Origin of the sequence: Cyanobium sp. Aljojuca 7A6, from assembly GCF_024346455.1 — a bacterium.
Taxonomy (GTDB): domain Bacteria; phylum Cyanobacteriota; class Cyanobacteriia; order PCC-6307; family Cyanobiaceae; genus Cyanobium.
In genome coordinates, this window is the sequence record NZ_JAGQCY010000003.1 from 115,771 (window position 1) to 131,565 (window position 15,795).

Annotated in this window: 15 protein-coding genes; 6 read left to right on the forward strand and 9 right to left on the reverse strand. The window is 67.4% G+C overall.

Annotated features, from left to right (window positions below; genetic code table 11):
• The first annotated feature begins 2 nt into the window (after positions 1-2).
• Together KBY95_RS03865 and KBY95_RS03870 are read left to right on the forward strand one after the other, a co-directional pair.
• On the forward strand, positions 3-1,493 hold the full coding sequence (locus KBY95_RS03865; protein WP_254963458.1) for a leucyl aminopeptidase: 1,491 nt from the start codon (positions 3-5) through the stop codon (positions 1,491-1,493).
• An 83-nt stretch (positions 1,494-1,576) separates the two neighbouring features.
• A complete protein-coding gene (locus KBY95_RS03870; protein WP_254963460.1) occupies positions 1,577-1,852 on the forward strand; it encodes a hypothetical protein in 276 nt (91 codons plus the stop codon).
• 14 nt (positions 1,853-1,866) lie between these two features.
• Here KBY95_RS03870 and KBY95_RS03875 read toward each other — a convergent pair whose 3' ends face one another.
• The 9 genes from KBY95_RS03875 to KBY95_RS03915 form a co-directional block, all read right to left on the reverse strand.
• Entirely contained in the window at positions 1,867-2,070 is a 204-nt protein-coding gene (locus KBY95_RS03875) for a hypothetical protein (protein ID WP_254963462.1), read from the reverse strand.
• 98 nt (positions 2,071-2,168) lie between these two features.
• Positions 2,169-2,795: a peptide-methionine (S)-S-oxide reductase MsrA gene (gene msrA, locus KBY95_RS03880; RefSeq protein WP_254963464.1), complete on the reverse strand. Its 627-nt coding sequence runs from the start codon at positions 2,793-2,795 to the stop codon at positions 2,169-2,171.
• Positions 2,786-3,985, reverse strand: a complete 1,200-nt coding sequence (gene lpxB / locus KBY95_RS03885) for a lipid-A-disaccharide synthase (protein WP_254963465.1) — start codon at positions 3,983-3,985, stop codon at positions 2,786-2,788. Before lpxB ends, msrA begins: the two co-directional genes overlap by 10 nt.
• Positions 3,985-4,791 (reverse strand): acyl-ACP--UDP-N-acetylglucosamine O-acyltransferase, encoded by an 807-nt coding sequence (gene lpxA / locus KBY95_RS03890; RefSeq protein ID WP_254963466.1) that lies wholly within the window; start codon positions 4,789-4,791, stop codon positions 3,985-3,987. Before lpxA ends, lpxB begins: the two co-directional genes overlap by 1 nt.
• A 19-nt stretch (positions 4,792-4,810) precedes the next feature.
• The gene (gene fabZ, locus KBY95_RS03895) at positions 4,811-5,239 is read right to left on the reverse strand and encodes a 3-hydroxyacyl-ACP dehydratase FabZ (RefSeq protein ID WP_254963712.1); all 429 of its coding nucleotides are present in this window, start codon (positions 5,237-5,239) and stop codon (positions 4,811-4,813) included.
• 79 nt (positions 5,240-5,318) lie between these two features.
• Positions 5,319-6,191 (reverse strand): UDP-3-O-acyl-N-acetylglucosamine deacetylase, encoded by an 873-nt coding sequence (gene lpxC, locus KBY95_RS03900; RefSeq protein ID WP_254963467.1) that lies wholly within the window; start codon positions 6,189-6,191, stop codon positions 5,319-5,321.
• The gene (locus KBY95_RS03905) at positions 6,191-8,590 is read right to left on the reverse strand and encodes a BamA/TamA family outer membrane protein (protein ID WP_254963468.1); all 2,400 of its coding nucleotides are present in this window, start codon (positions 8,588-8,590) and stop codon (positions 6,191-6,193) included. Before KBY95_RS03905 ends, lpxC begins: the two co-directional genes overlap by 1 nt.
• Positions 8,591-8,633: 43 nt before the next feature.
• On the reverse strand, positions 8,634-9,392 hold the full coding sequence (gene purC, locus KBY95_RS03910; RefSeq protein ID WP_254963469.1) for a phosphoribosylaminoimidazolesuccinocarboxamide synthase: 759 nt from the start codon (positions 9,390-9,392) through the stop codon (positions 8,634-8,636).
• Entirely contained in the window at positions 9,389-10,564 is a 1,176-nt protein-coding gene (locus KBY95_RS03915) for a hypothetical protein (protein WP_254963471.1), read from the reverse strand. The genes purC and KBY95_RS03915 overlap by 4 nt, the downstream gene beginning before the upstream one ends.
• A 114-nt stretch (positions 10,565-10,678) precedes the next feature.
• Between KBY95_RS03915 and purD the strand changes: the two genes are divergently transcribed.
• From purD to KBY95_RS03935, 4 genes are all read left to right on the forward strand, one after another.
• On the forward strand, positions 10,679-12,037 hold the full coding sequence (purD, locus tag KBY95_RS03920; protein WP_254963473.1) for a phosphoribosylamine--glycine ligase: 1,359 nt from the start codon (positions 10,679-10,681) through the stop codon (positions 12,035-12,037).
• Entirely contained in the window at positions 12,034-14,088 is a 2,055-nt protein-coding gene (locus tag KBY95_RS03925) for an ATP-binding protein (RefSeq protein WP_396094869.1), read from the forward strand. Before purD ends, KBY95_RS03925 begins: the two co-directional genes overlap by 4 nt.
• A 109-nt stretch (positions 14,089-14,197) precedes the next feature.
• Positions 14,198-14,977 (forward strand): hypothetical protein, encoded by a 780-nt coding sequence (locus KBY95_RS03930; RefSeq protein WP_254963475.1) that lies wholly within the window; start codon positions 14,198-14,200, stop codon positions 14,975-14,977.
• 51 nt (positions 14,978-15,028) lie between these two features.
• Positions 15,029-15,781 carry a hypothetical protein gene (locus KBY95_RS03935; RefSeq protein WP_254963477.1) on the forward strand — a complete coding sequence of 251 codons (753 nt, stop codon included), beginning with the start codon at positions 15,029-15,031 and terminating at the stop codon, positions 15,779-15,781.
• The last annotated feature ends 14 nt before the right edge of the window (positions 15,782-15,795 follow it).

Sequence of the window (15,795 nt, forward strand, 5' to 3'; positions counted from 1 at the left end):
CCATGGAGTTTCGCTGTCTTGCCGTCACCGGTGCCCTGAAGGAGACCTGGACGGGTGACACCCTGGTGGTGGGCCTGTTCGCTCCCGCCGCGGGCAGCGGCCTGGCCCTGGCCGAGCGGCTGGTGGGTGAGGGGTTCGAAGGCTTGCTGCAGCGGCGCCGTTTCGAGGGCAAGTCCGGCCAGACCATCACCCTGGAGCGGCCGGGTGGTTCCCCGGCCAGTCTGATTCTGGTGGGCCTCGGGGATCCGGCGGACTTCGGCTTCGAGGCCCTGCGGCAGGCCAGTGCGGCAGCGGCCCGCAGCGCCGCCGCCGCCGGTGCCGTGGAGCTAGGCCTTTGGCTTCCGGTGGAGGGGCTGGAGCCAGTGGCGGCGGTGGCCGCCATGGCCGAAGCGGTAAGGCTCGGGCTCTATGCCGACCAGCGCTTCAAGAGCGAGGCCGAATCCCCCTCCCTGCCCTGTCAGCTCACCCTGCTCGGGCTGGCGCCAGGCTCAGAGGCGGGCCTGGCCCACGTGGGGGCCATCTGCAGCGGCGTGGAGCTGGCCCGGCGGTTGGTGGCGGCACCACCCAATAAGGCGACCCCCCAGTGCCTGGCCGAGGAGGCCGCCGCCATGGCCGAGGCCTTCGGCCTTGAGCTCAAGGTGCTGGAGCGGGACGACTGCGAGGCCCTGGGCATGGGGGCCTACCTGGGGGTGGCCCAGGGGTCGGACCTGCCCCCCAAATTCATCCATCTCACCTATCGGCCCGCTGGGGAGGTGAAGCGGCGGGTGGTGCTGGTGGGCAAGGGGCTCACCTTCGATTCCGGCGGCTACAACCTCAAGACGGCCGGCTCTCAGATCGAAATGATGAAGTACGACATGGGCGGCAGCGCCGCGGTGCTGGGGGCCGCCCGCGCCATCGCCGAGATCCGGCCCGACGCTCTGGAGGTCCACGTGATCGTGGCCAGCTGCGAAAACATGATCAGTGGCGGCGCCATCCGCCCCGGTGATGTGCTTACCGCCTCCAACGGCAAGACCATCGAGATCAACAACACCGATGCGGAGGGGCGGCTCACCCTGGCCGATGCGCTCGTCTATGCCTGCGGTCTGGAGCCGGATGCCATCGTCGATCTGGCCACCCTGACCGGCGCCTGCGTGATCGCCCTCGGCGAGGAGATCGCCGGACTCTGGTCCCCCAGCGACGGCCTGGCCGAGGCCCTGCTCCGTGCCGGCGAGGCCGGTGGTGAGGCCTTCTGGCGCATGCCCTTGCGCGGTTCCTACAAGAAGGGGCTCAAAAGCCACATCGCCGACCTGAAGAACACCGGCCCGCGGCCGGGGGGCTCGATCACTGCGGCCCTCTTCCTGCAGGACTTCGTCACCAAAGGGCTGCCATGGGCCCACCTCGACATCGCCGGGACCGTCTGGAGCGATAAGTCCCGCGGGGTGGATCCGGCGGGGGCCACCGGCTTCGGGGTGCGCACCCTGGTGGCCTGGCTGGTGGCGGGCGCCGCCAGCTGATCCCACCACCACCGGCCCCGCCGGCCCTGGCGGCAGAAGGTTGCCGCCTAGGTTTGCTCCCAGACCAGTCAACGCATCGCCCCATGGCCGTTCACAAGATCCGCTGGTACGTGAAGGCCCAGCTCGGTGTGCTCCTGCTCCCCGCCGGCCTTTGCCTCTTCGGGGAGGGGGTGATCCGCAAAGGCATCCAGACCTGGTCAGCCCTGGCGGCATCGGCCGACCAGGGTCAGACGTTGCCCGAGGCGGGCCCCTGGGTCTGGTACGGCACCCTCGGGTTGATCCTGATCAACGCGGGGGTTGGTCTGATGATCGAGAGCGGCTTGCTGCGTGGCTATCCGCGCACGCCGCCCCGGGCCTGAGGCCCAGACCACCCTCAGACCGCCACCGGTTCGGTGCCTCCCTTGCCGGGCACGTGGATGTGCAGCTCCTCCGGAGATTCCAGCCGATGGATCTGCCAGGTGGCTTTGTCACCACAGCTGGCCTGCAACTGGTCGAGGTCGTCGGACGCCTGCCTGGGGCTCGCGTAGGGCCCGATATGGCGCGTCTGCAGACCGTCACGGATGGTCAGCAGATACATACAGAAAAGGCCTCCCGTCGTCCACCAAACGCTAGGGCATTCTTCGAGGTCGCGACAGGGTGGAAAAGCACTTTTGGCGTCCATCTGCTGTGCTCGGTTCAGCTGCCCTGCCAGCGCTCGCTGCTGCGGGACCGCCGACCCCAGACCGTGTCCAGGCGCCGGTCGCGACCACAGGACCAGCGGTAATAGTTGTACTGGACGCCGTTGCGCTTGGCGTAGTTCTGGTGGTAGCCCTCCGCTGGCCAGAACTTGGCCAGCGGACGGATCGCCACCTTGATCGCGGCCGCTGGCTTGCCCAGCTCCCGGGCCGCTGCCACCAGGCTGTTGCGGGCCTCCACGGCCTGGTTGGCGCTGGTGGTGAAGATCACGGGACGGTAGGAATCGCCGCGGTCGCAGAACTGACCGCCAGCGTCGAGCGGATCAATGTGGCGCCAGTAGGCCCGAAGCAGGGTGTCGTAGCGGATCTCCGTGTTGTCGAAGCGCACCCGGACCACCTCCTGATGGCCGCTCCCCCCGGCCGAGACCTGCTTGTAGGTGGGGTTGGCCCCCTTGCCGCCGCTGTAGCCGCTCTCCACGTCGAGGACGCCGGGAAGCACCTCCAGATCGTGCTCCAGGCACCAGAAACAGCCACCAGCCAGAACCGCCTCCTCGGTGGCTGCCAAGGCAGGAGCCACCGGGGCCCCCAGGGCGAGCAACAGCCCCAGCAACAGCGCGATCAGTCGCATGGGGTGTGTCCCGAGAACGGTTCGAGGATCGCCATCGCCGCCCGGCGGGTGACGCCCGGCTCTCCAAGCTTCTGCCTGAGCCGAACGTAGCCCTCCTGCACCCGCTCCCGTGCCCCGGAGGCGGGATCAAACAGTGGCAGCAGGGCCGCGAGGATGGCCTCTGGGGTGAAGTCGTCCTGCAGCAGTTCGGGCACGAGCCGTTCACCAAGCACCAGGTTCACCGGGGAAATGTGGGCCACGTTGAAGTGGATCACATGTTTGGCCAGGAACGCGGTGGGCCGGCTTACCCGGTAACCGGTCACCTGGGGCACCCCCCGCAGGGCCAGTTCCAGGTTGGCCGTTCCGGATTTGGTGAGGGCGGCATCGGCGGCCGCACAGAGCAGGGGCCGCAGCCCATCGGCCTCACCGGCCGGGATCACCCGCACGGCCTTGACCCCGGCTGCCTGCATGGTTTCGCCCAGGTCTGCCTCGAACCCTGGCAGGCCAGCGGGCAGCAGCACCTGCAGATCAGGCCGCAGCCGCTGCAGCTTGGCTACCGCCTCGGCCATGGATGGCAGCACATAGCGCAGCTCCTGCCGCCGAGAGGCGGGCAGCATCAGCAGCACCGGCGCCTCCTGGGGCAGGCCCAGCCGCTGGCGGGCCTCCTGGCGCGAAGGGCGGTGCTGGAGGGTGTCGATCAGGGGATGGCCCACCCAGGTGACCTGGGCGCCGCGTGCGGCGTAGAAGCTGGCCTCCTCCGGGAAGATGGCCAGGATGCGGTCTGTGAAGCCGATCAGCCGGGTGGTGCCGCCGTCACCGAGGCGGAAGGCCCACTCCTGGGGGGCGATGTAATAGGTGATCGGCACAGTGGGGTAGAGCCGCCGCAGGCGCAGACCCAGGTTCACGTTCGCCCCCATGTAGTCGATCAGCACCACCGCATCCGGGGGGTGCTGGCGCAGCCAGCGGCGGACCCTGGCCTGCAGCTTGAGGGTGGGGATGACCAGGGGGATCGGTTCCCACAGGCCGATGGCCCCGAGCTTGGTGGTGTCCGCCAGGAGCTGGGCGCCGGCCCGCTCCATCCGGCTTCCCCCGAGGGCCACCACATCGAGGGGCAGGCAACGGCGGGCCGCCTCCTCGTGCAGGGCCTGGACCAGCAGGGATCCCTGCAGATCACCGGAGACCTCTCCGGTGCTGACCAGGAGTCGCACCATCAGCGCTGGGCCGGCAGCGGCCCGCGCCGGCCCGGCCCCACCGAGGCCTCCAGAAAGGCGCACAGCTCATCGGCCGCGGCCAGCAGGGGCCTCTCCCTGGCCTGGCGCAGGGCGGCCGCCAGCACCAGATCGCTGCGGTAGATGAGGGTCCAGAGATCCTGCAGCTGGCGGAACTGGGCGCCATCGTCGAGCTGGGCCACGCCGCTGCGTCGCAGCCCGACGCGGTTCAGCCCCCGGATGCGGCCGGGATGGCCCTCCACCGTCATGAACGGGGGCACGTCGCGGTCGATGCGGCTCATGCCGCCAACCATCGCCAGACTGCCGATGTGGACGAACTGGTGGATGCCGAGCACGCCACCGATCACGGCCCGGTCCCCGATCACCACGTGGCCCGCCACCGCCACGCCGTTGGCGATCACGATGCGGTCGGAGAGCTGGCAGTTGTGGCCGATGTGGCTGTAGGCCATCAGCAGGTTGCCGCTGCCCAGGACGGTGCTCTCCCCTTCGGCGGTGGCGCGGTTGATGGTGACGCACTCCCGGATGGTGTTCTCGTCCCCCATCACCACTTCGGTGGGGGCACCGCCGTACTTGAGGTCCTGGGGCTCGAGGCCGATGCAGGCCCCCGGGAAGATCCGGTTGCCCTTGCCCATCCGCACCCGCCCGTCGATCACGACGTGGGGGCCGATGCGACTGCCTTCGCCGATCTCCACCTCCGGACCGATGACCGAATAGGGGCCGATCTCCACGCCCGGGGCCAACCGGGCCCGGGGATCGACCAGGGCCGTGGGATGCACGGATGTCGTCATGGCGGTACTCGACATCGCGTCAGTCAACGAGCGAGAACATCAGCTCGCCCGAGCAGACCCGCTCGCCATCGACCGTGGCGGTGGCGTGCACCTTGCCGAAACGTTTGCGTTTCAGGCTGAGCAGTTCGCAGGTGATCAGAAGCTGATCGCCGGGGACCACAGGCCTGCGGAAGCGCACCCCGTCGATGCCCGCGAAGACGAACAGACCCTTGGGTAGATCGGGCATCTGGGTGACGATCAGGCCCCCCACCTGGGCCATCGCCTCGACGATCAGGACGCCGGGCATCAAGGGGCGGCCCGGAAAATGACCCTGGAACTGCGGCTCGTTGATGGTGACGTTCTTCAGAGCCACCGCCCGCTTGCCGGGGACGTACTCCACCACCCGATCCACCAGGGCGAAGGGATAGCGATGGGGGAGCAGGTTGAGGATCTGCTCGCTGCTGAGCACCACGGCCCGGGCCGCATCGGCGTCGGGGCAGGCCGCCGGGGCGGCCTCAGGAGCGGCGGAAGGAAGAACGGTCAAGGAATCAGTGGGTCGGTACGGGCACGGGCAGGCGGGATGCCTGGGCCGCAAGGGCCGCGGCCATGGCGGTGTGCAGGCCATGGGAACCGCGGTAGGCGAAGACGTGGGCCCGTGGCAGGCCCACCAACGCCAGATCTCCCAGCAGGTCCAGCAGCTTATGGCGCACCGGTTCGTCGCCGAAGCGCAGCGGTGGATTGACCCAGCTGTCGCCGTCACAGACCAGGGCATTGTCGAGGGCGCCGCCGCGGATCAGGCCCGCGGCCAGCAGCTGCTCCACCTGCTCCCGGAAGCCGAAGGTGCGAGCCGGGGCGATCTCCGCCACAAAGCGCTCCGGGGTGAGATCCAGGCTGTAGAGCTGGCGGCCGATGGCGGGCTGGGGGAAGTCGATGGCAGCCGACAGGCGCAGCTGGTCGCTCGGCAGGGCCACCACAAAACTCTGGCCTTGCTGAAGGGTCAGGGGCAGGGGCGGCAGGGGGGGCTCGAGGCGCTCTCCCCGGCTGCTCAGCCCCGCCTCTCCGATCGCGTCCACCCAGGGAAGCCCTGAGCCGTCCAGAAGGGGGATCTCCTCCCCTTCCACCAAGAGCTCCGCCTGGCTCACGCCGGTGCCGGCGAGGGCGGCGAGCAGGTGCTCCACCGTCGCCAGACGGCGATCCCCCAGCTGCAGGCAGGTGCAGAGGCGGGTGTCGCTCACCTGCTCTGGGCCCAGTTGTTGCCACGGCCGCTGCGGGGCGTCCAGCCAGCCCAGCCAGTAGCCCGGCCGTTCCGAGGGGCCGAGGCGGACGCGGGAGACGGCGCCGCTGTGCAGCCCGACCCCGCTGCGCTCCACGGTGGAGCTCAGGGTCCAGGCCTGGCGGTAGTCGCTGGGCCAGCTGGTCACTAGAACTTCCAGCCCACGCCGAGGTTGAAGCGCCACTCGCCAGTGAAGTCCTGGCTGGCCACCTCCAGGCGCAGGGGGCCCACGGGGGTGGTGACGATCAGCCCGGTGCCGATCGAGAAGCCGGAGCCCGGCTTGTTGAGCAGGCCGCCCAGGTTGCCCGGCACCCTCGCCTGGCTGCCAAAGGTGGTGCCGCCATCGATGAACAGCTCGCCGCTGACGATGCTGAACAGGGGAAACCGGTATTCGATCGTGGCCTCGCCAAAGCTGCGGCCCACGCCCAGATCGCAGTCGAAGTAACCCCGCACTGAGTTGCCGCCGCCCAGGCAGAAGGCCTCATAGGGCGGCAGATCGCCGACAACCGTGCCGGCGGACATCTGGAAGGCCAGGGCCTGCTTGCAGTCCTCGGTTTCGCCGGCCTTGGGCCGGCACCCCTTGTAGAACTTCAGCCAGCGGACCGGGATGAAGTGGGTGAAGCTGCCCCGCAGCCGGTTGAACGTGGGGGAGTCAGGTCCAACCGAGAAGAACTGTTCGGTGCCGAGGCTGATGAAGTTGCCGCTGGTGGGGTTGCGGGGATCGTTGAGGGTGCTCATCGTCGCCGCCAGCCGCAGACCCAGCAGTTGGTTGCTGGCCGCGCAGTTGTAGGCCAGGCAAATGATCGAGCTGGTGGGAACAGTGAACAGAGCGGTGGACTCGTTCGGGGTGGCCAGACCGAAACGGCGGGAGGTGCCTGAGAAGTCCATCGGTGTGGCGACCTGGCCGGTCAGACCCAGGAGCACGGTCCAGGGAGCCCGCTTGAAGGGGTTGCCACCGTTGAGGGGCCGCACGAACTGGACGTTGGCGCCGACGCGCTGAATCAGGACGCTGTTGCCGTCGAACTGGAACCAGCTGAGGTTCTGGCCGCTGACTTCAGAGGCGATGCGGGCCGCCGTCACCGACGGGAAGACATCCAGGAGGGGGTTGAACGGCGAAAAGATGTTGTAAGCCACCTGGGTGCCAGGGGCCTGATAGAAGTCGGAGACGGTGAAGATGTTGCCGTTGTCCTGGCTCTGGAAGACTTGGGGGGCATCCCGGCTGATGAAGGCTTTCACACGGAAGGCGGTCCGGAACCGGTCCCCCTTGATCCAGGGGTCGCTGAAGGAGATGTCGGCCAGGCCGCCGAACTGGCCGTAGGTGAAGCTTGTGGAGAGATCCCAGGCGCGTCCGAACAGGTTGCTGTCCTGCACCTGGATCTGGCCGAACACACCCTGGCTCTGGCTGTAGCCCAGACCACCGGAGAGGGAACCGGTCGACTGTTCGACGACCCCCAGCACGATCACCACCGAGCCGGGATCCTCCGGTTCGGGACGCAGGGTCACCTTGACGTCGCTGAACAGTCCGGTGCCATACAGACGCTTGAGGTCGTCCTCCAGGTTGCGGCGATTGAAGACTTCGCCGGTCTTGATGGAGATCTCACGGGTGATCACCCATTCCTTCGTCTTGCCCTTGATCGGCTGGCCCTTGTCGTTGGTGGCCGATCCCTCCTTGTTGAGGAACTGGACCTCCACGCCCTTCACCGTGCCCTGGCGCACCAGCAGCTGAACGTTGCCATCCGGCCCCACCCTGGAGGGTCCGGTGACACGGGCCAGGGAGAAGCCCTGGTCGGCGTACCACTTCTGCAGTTCCTGCATGCGGCCTTGCAGGGTGACCAGGTTGAGGGTCTTGCCGTAGTCACCGGCGAAGGTGTCCTGCAGCACCGTCTCGGGCAGCTTGGCGTCGGTGGGATCGAGGCTCACCTTGGTGAGCACCGGGTTGGGCACCACCGAGACCACCAACCTCACCCCGAGGGGGCCGTCCTGGGGCTGGATCCGCACGTCGGAGAACCAGCCGGTGGCGTAGATGGCCTGCAGATCCGTTTCCAGTTCGCTGCGGGTGATGGCGTTGCCTGGGGTCACCGCCATCGCGGCATAGGTGGCCAGCTCCAGCCGCTCACTCTCTGGATGATCCGCCAGGCCTTCGATCACCACCTCGCTGATCAGCACCCGGGGCTCGGCCGATGCGGCGGGCGTGGGGGCCGGCCCAAGGGTGGGTTTGCCGGGCCGGTCGTCGCTGGCGGCAGGGGCGCTGGGGGTGGCTCCAGGGGCGGGAACGGCTGGGCTGGTGGGGGTGGCTCCGGGGGCGGGAGCCTCTGGGGTACCGGACGGGGCAGGGGCGACGTCGGCCGGTGCGGCGAAAGGATCGGCTCCGGCCTGGGCCAGCGAGGGCACTGGAGCCTGCCCCTCGCGCTTGGTTGGCGGACTCTCGGCCGCCCTGGCCTGGCCGCCTGTCAGCAGCAGGGCCACGAGCAGTGGCAGAGAGGCGGTCGCCGCCCGGGGCGTGACGCTTCGAAGGGTGTGGGGCCTGCCGAGGCGAACGCCAATCATGGATGTCGTCTGCAGAGCGGCCAGGCCGCAAATTCCGCTGACCTTACCCGTAGACCCGCGGTTCGGGACAGACCCCTTGGACCCGTTTGAGGACCTCCCCGTAGGCCTCGACAACACCGCCCAGGTCCTGGCGGAAACGGTCCTTGTCCAGAATCCTTGCCTCGGTATCGCTCACCGACCGGTTCCAGAGGCGGCAGGTGTCGGGGCTGATCTCGTCCGCCACCACCAGTTCGCCGGTGGTGGTGAACCCCAGTTCGATCTTGAAATCCACCAGTTCGAGCCCCACCTGGGCGAAGAGCTGGCGCAAGCCCTCGTTGACGCGGAAGGCGAGGGCTTGGATCGCCTTCAGCTGGGCGGGCGTCACCAGCTGGAGCCGCTCCAGCCGCGCTTCGCTGAGCAGGGGATCACCCAGGGCGTCATCTTTGTAATACAGATCCAGCAAGGGCGGATCCAGTGGGGTGCCTGCCGGGATCGGCATCTGGCGGCAGAGGGAGCCGGCGGCCACGTTCCGCACCACCACTTCCACCGGTACCACCCGGACTGGCCGCACCATCATCCAGTGGTCCCCCTGCAGGCCCAGGTAGTGGGTGGGCACCCCCAGCCGTTCCAGGTGTTCGAACAGCAGGGCGGAGATGCGGCAATTGAGGGCCCCCTTGCCAAGCAACTGGGCCTTCTTGAGGGCATTGAAGGCCGTGGCGTCGTCCTTGTACTCCACAGCCACCAGGTCGTCCTGGTCGGTGGCGTACACCCGCTTGGCCTTGCCTTCGTAGAGGAGGGGGCCGGTGGCTGGGGAGAGGGTCATGGGGCGGGTGTCGTGGTCGGGGCGGTTTCCGTCGCCGGTACCGGAAGATCGGCGGCATGGCCGCCGGGGTCGCGGGGGGAGCGCAGCTGGATCTCCAGCTGGCGGGTGCGCGGGGCCGAAGCCGGATCCTCGCGCCGCCAGCGCCATTCCCCATAGGCGTCGTCGATGCGGCCGCTGAGCCGCAGGCGCCGCTCCACGGCCCGCTCGGAGGGCAGGGCGGCCTGGGTGTCCAGCAGCTCCGCCACCAGACCCCAGGCCCCCGCCGCTGCCGCCTGGTCGAGGGCCGCCTCCATCAGGGCTTCCCGCTGTGGTGACGGCAGTTCTGCCAGCAGCGCCACCGCCTGCTGCAGACGCAGGGCGCCCGCCAGGCCGCCCTGGCGGGCCCGCACCAGCAGTTCGCCTCCGACCCGGGGAAAGCCCCGCGATTCCAGGTGCAGGGCCAGGAGCTCCAGGGCGGAGCGGCTGATCACCGTGCCATCCTCCCGGCGCTGCAGCGGCAGGGCGATGGCCTCGAGGGACGTCCCGCTCTCCTGCCGAAGCCGCTCCAGGGCCAGGGCCGCCCGGCGGTGGTCCAGCCCCGCCGAGGCGGCGCGCCACTGCAGTTGCAACCACTGCACCCGCTCGGCTCCCGCTGCCGGGCCGAAACGGTTGAGCACGTCCATGGCTTCATTGGGCGCCCGGCAGCTGAGCAGCACGTCGGCGTTGGCCAGCACCACCTCCAGGGGCTGGGGGGCGGGATGGAGCGTCAGCAGCCGCTGCTGCAGCTGCCTCAGGCGCTCACCCAGACCGGCCTCGGCGCTCTCGCGACAGGCCGCGTCGAGCTGCTCCAGGTCCCCGTCGCGGAGCAGGTAGGCGAACGCCTTCTCGCTGAGCAGCGGGGGCGTTTCCTCGGCCTCCTGTGTCGGCCCGGAGGGTCCGGCCTCCGCCGCATCAGTGGCAGGGAGCAGATTCGGTGCTTGGACTGGTTCCGCTCCCGGTGCGGTGGCTGCGGGGCTGGCCGCCGCAGCCACCGGTGGCGTGAACAGGCCCAGGATGGCCAGGGCTCCGAGGGTTCTCAGGAGCGACCTCCGCCACTCCGCCGGCCACCGCCGCCCACGCAGGGGCTGGCCATTGGTTGGGCCGGATCCGCTGAGTGGGACGGCGGTTGTGGCGGCGGTCGGAGAGAATGGCAAAGGGGAGTGGCAGCAAGGCAGGTGAAGGCAACTGGTGCAACACCCGTGCCAGCGCTCAACCTAGGGGAGCTCTCTTCCCCGATCCACCCCCCCTTTCCGCCCCCCTTTCTGCCAATGGCTTCATCCACCATCGCCGATGTTCCCCCCGTCGGCCCGGTGCCGGCCAGGGTCCTGGTGGTGGGCGGCGGTGGACGCGAGAACGCCCTGGGCTGGGCCCTGGCGCGCTGTCCTGGGGTGGAGCAGGTGCTGGTGGCTCCCGGTAACGGCGGCACGTCGGATCTGGCGGGCTGCGGCCAGCTGGCCATCGCCGAAACCGACCAGGAGGCCCTGGCCGCGGCCTGCCGGGAGCGGGCCATTGACCTGGTGGTGGTCGGCCCGGAAGCGCCCCTGGCGGCCGGTCTGGCGGACCGGCTGCGCTCGGAGGGGCTGGCGGTCTTCGGCCCCGGTGCTGACGGGGCCCTGCTGGAGGCCAGCAAGCGCTGGGCCAAGGACCTGATGCGGGAAGCGGGTGTGCCCACGGCGGGGTACTGGGCGGCAACGTCCCGGCAGGAGGCCCTGGAGGCCCTGGAGCGGCATGGTCGCCCCCTGGTGGTGAAGGCCGATGGCCTGGCGGCCGGTAAGGGGGTGACGGTGGCCGACAGCCTCGAGCAGTGCCGGGACGCCATCGAGGAGGTGTTCGCGGGCCGCTTCCAGACCGGCGCTCCCGATGGAACCGACGCCGCCCCCTCCCTGGTGCTGGAGGAGCGGCTGCATGGCCCGGAGGTATCGGTGTTCGCCCTCACCGACGGCCGCACCATGGTGCTGCTGCCCCCGGCCCAGGACCACAAGCGCATCGGCGAGGGGGACACCGGCCCCAACACCGGCGGCATGGGGGCCTACGCCCCCGCCCGGCTGCTGGATCGGGCAGGGCTGGAGCAGGTGCGCCAGCTGGTGCTGGAGCCGATCCTGGCGGCCCTGCGGGCCCGGGGCATCGACTACCGCGGCGTGATCTTCGCGGGCCTGATGCTCACCGAGGAGGGTCTGCAGGTGATTGAGTTCAACTGCCGCTTCGGCGACCCGGAATGCGAGACCCTGATGCCGCTGCTGGGCCCGGAGCTGGCCAGGGTGTTGCTCGCCTGCGCCACCGGCCGTCTGGAAGGGGCTCCTCCACTGACGATCGAGCCCCGCTGCAGTGCCTGCGTGATCGCCGCCGCCGAGGGCTATCCCGGCGAGGTGCGTCGTGGTGATCCCATCCATGGCGACCTGGCGGACCACCCGGATCTGCAGCTGTTTCACGCCGGCAGTCGCCGGGGTGAGGATGGTCACGTGGTCACCGCTGGAGGCCGGGTGCTGGCTGTGGTGGCCCAGGCAGAGGACTTCGATACCGCCTTCGAACGGGCCTACGCCGGCCTGGGACGGGTGGGCTTCAAGGGCATGGTTTACCGCCGTGACATCGGCCACCAGGTGCGGACGCTACCGCCGGTGCGGCCGTGACGCTCAGCGATCCAGGGTCCGCCCGGACCAGCACCGAACCGGCCGATTCCCTGAACCTCTGGCGGGCGCGGCTGCGGCGTTGGTGGGCTGAGTTCAGCCTGCAGACGAAACTTCTGGCGGTCGCCACCCTCGTGGTGAGCCTGCTGATGACGGGCATCACTTTCCTGGCGCTCAACGGCATCCAGCGCGATGCCCGGACGAGCGACACCCGCTTTGCCCGGGACCTCGGGCTGCTGCTGTCGGCCAACGTCACCCCCCTGGTGGCGGAGGGCAACGACCGCGAACTGGCTTCGGTCGCCGAACGCTTCTGGCAGTCCAGCCGCAGCCTTCGCTACATCTTCTTCGCCGATTCCGACGGCGTGATCTATCTGGGCATTCCCATGGGTGGCAGCACCGGCAGGGGCGAGCGGGTGCTCAGTCGCCGATTGGAGCTGCCTGCCGACATCCAGCGCCGCCCCGACAATCCCCTGATCCGCCAGCACCTCACTCCGGACGGCCAGGTCACCGATGTGTTCGTGCCGATGGTGAGCGACGGCCGCTATCTGGGCGTGGTGGCCCTGGGCATCAACCCCAACGAAACGCTCCTGGCCAGTGCCGCCCTCACCCGTGAAGTGACCGTGGCGGTGTTCATCTCCATCTGGGTGCTGGTGATCCTGGGCTCGGTGTTCAACGCCCTCACGATCACCCAGCCGGTGAAGGAGCTCCTGCGGGGGGTGCGTTCGATCGCCGGTGGCAACTTCGAGACCCGCATCGCCCTTCCGGTAGGGGGTGAGTTGGGTGAGCTTCTCAACGGGTTCAACACCATGGCCTCCCAGTTGGAGGTCTACAAGGCGGCCAACATCGAGGAGCTCACGGCCGCCCAGGTCAAGCAACAGTCGCTGATCGCCACCATGGCCGATGGGGCGGTGCTGCTCGACGCTGAAGGACTCATCGTTCTGGCCAACCCAACGGCCAGGCGCCTGTTCCGCTGGGAGGGCCGCAACCTGGAGGGCAGCGAACTGGCCGGCGAATTGCCCGATCGGCTGGCGATGGAACTGCACGATCCGCTCGAGAGCCTGATCCTGAGCGAGCGGGACAACACGGAGGTGCGCTGCAGTTTCGGTGATCCCGCCCGTACACTGCGCATCGTGCTCCAGTCGGTGCGGGACGCCAGCGGCGAGAGCCTCAAGGGCATCGCCATGACCATCCAGGACCTGACCCGGGAGGTGGAGCTGAATGCCGCCCAGAGCCGCTTCATCAGCAATGTCTCCCACGAGCTGCGCACCCCCCTTTGCAACATCAAGAGCTATGTGGAGACGCTCCACGACATGGGCGATCTGCTCAGCCCCGAAGAACAGAAGGAATTCCTGAGCATCGCCAACGCCGAAACCGACCGGCTGTCGCGGCTGGTCACGGATGTGCTGGACCTGTCCAGGCTGGAGTCGGACCGGGTCTGGCAGCTGGAGCCCATGGACCTTGCCCCGGCCATCGAGCAGACCCTGCGCACCTACCGGCTGAACGCGGAGGAGAAGGGAGTCATCCTGATCTTTGCCGGCGACCAGCACCTGCCCCGGGTTCGTGGCAACTGGGATCTGCTGCTGCAGGTGTTCGACAACCTGGTCGGCAACGCCCTCAAGTTCACCCAAGGCGGCGGTCAGCTGCTGCTGCGGGCCTACCCCTGGCCCGACCACTGCCTGCTGGATCCAGGGGCCAGCCCGGGCGATCACCCCTCCTGTGCCCTCACCTCACCCCTGCCCCGGCTGCGGGTCGAGATTGCCGACAGCGGCTGCGGCATCTCCGAGGCCGACCAGGCGCGGATCTTCGAGCGCTTCTTCCGGGTGGAAAATGCCGTGCATACCGAGGCCGGCACCGGCCTGGGACTCTCGATCGTGCGCGGCATCCTCGAGAAGCACGGCAGCCAGGCCCGGATGGCCAGCGAGCCAGGCGTGGGCACCACCTTCTGGTTCGATCTGCCCCTGGAGGACGCCGACGGCGATGAATTGCAGGTTCTGGTGGAGCGATCCTCGGCTATGGCCGACATGGACAAGGAACGGAGAATCCCCGTTGGTTGAACGGCAGGCCTCCGTTTTCATCCTCCTGAAATGCTGATGAGAAGTTGAGCTTTGGGGAGTTGTCGGTTGTTCCTTTAGGATCCAGTCATTACGGCAATCTCTACCGAGAATGAATGTCTTCATCCATATCGGAACCCACAAGACCGGAACAACCTCAATTCAAGCTTTCCTGAGGAGTCATGCCCGTGAACTTGCTCAATCAGGAATTCTTGTTCCTTTGGTGGGTACACTTTCCGAGTCTTCTGGCCATCACAATCTGGCGTTCCAGCTAAATGGGGATAGTCGCTACGATTCAAGGCTTGGTAGATTGAGCGAATTGGTCGATGAGTTGCGTCATTCCACCGCTCTCAGGGCCGTGATCAGTAGCGAGGACTTTTCTGGTTTAGTGGATAGACCTGATCGAGTGCAACACCTCGAGAGTACGCTCCGTCGTGCAGGGCATTCCGTGACCTGGGTGATGTTCATTCGACGCGTCGATGACTACTCGGAATCTCTCTACACGACGATGTGGGGAAGTGGTGTGCGTCCCAGGTTTGGCTACCCAGGCTTTGTTCTTTCCATTCTGGCCTATGGCAAGTATTCTCAGAATCAAAGATTTGGAGGTTCGGTGCATTATTGTGATTTCACCGCCTTTGTCCGTCGCTGGCGAGAAGCTTCGGAATCTCGACTGCTCCTTCGCGACTACGATCAGGCTGTTTCTGCGGAGGGCCTCCTGCCCTGTTTCTTGAAGATCATTGCGGCTCCAGACACTCTCCTTGTCGCCGCTGAAACTGACTCGCCCCGGCTGAATGGTCGGATTGAGCGCATCACGCGGCGCTACCGACGATGGCTTCGCCCGCTGCTGATGGCCCGCTTCCACAACTCTAATCTGAGTCTGATCAATGGCTGAGGAGTCGTCTCTCTGCGCGTATAATTCCAATGCGTTTGGTCGCGCCTGTTGATGCATCTGTTCATCCATATCGGCGATCACAAGACCGGAACCACATCCATCCAAGCGTTTCTGAGGCGGCAGGCAGGCAAGCTTGCCTCGGTGGGAATCAATGTGCCAACAACGGGCACCTATTCAGAAGAGTCCGGCCATCACAATCTCGCTTTTCAGCTCATTGGAGACAGGCGATGGAATCAGACCCATGGTGGCTTGGATGAGCTGGTGGCTGAGTTGCGTTGCTGTCGACAGCCCCAAGCGGTGATGAGTTGCGAGGACTTCAGTCTGTTGGTCGCGCATCCGGAAGGTCTGAAACGTCTGGAATCAACGCTTCAAGCGGAGGGGCACACCCTCTGCTGGTTGATGTTCCTGCGTCGTGTTGACGACTACTCCGAGTCGTTGTATTGCGAGCTGAAGCGTCATGGATTTCAACCTCGCCTTGGGTATCCAGGTTTTGTTTTGAATTTTCTGCTCCATGGCAGGTATCATTCCAAATTTTGCGATTACGACGCCTTTGTCAGAGAGTGGCGGCGCCTTTCAGCATCCCCTCTGCATCTTTTTGACTACGACCAGGCCGTTAGCGATGGAGGCGTTTTACCCCGCTTCTTGGCGGAGATCGGTGCTCCAGCCTCCCTGGTTGAAGACGGTACCACGCATCCTGTTCTGAACCGCCGCCGCGAGCTCGCGACACGACACTTTCGTCGACTGTTCCGGGCTCTGCTGATGGCCCGCTTCCACCGCTCCAACCTGCGGGTCCTGCAGGCCTGAAGTTTTCCTCCTGG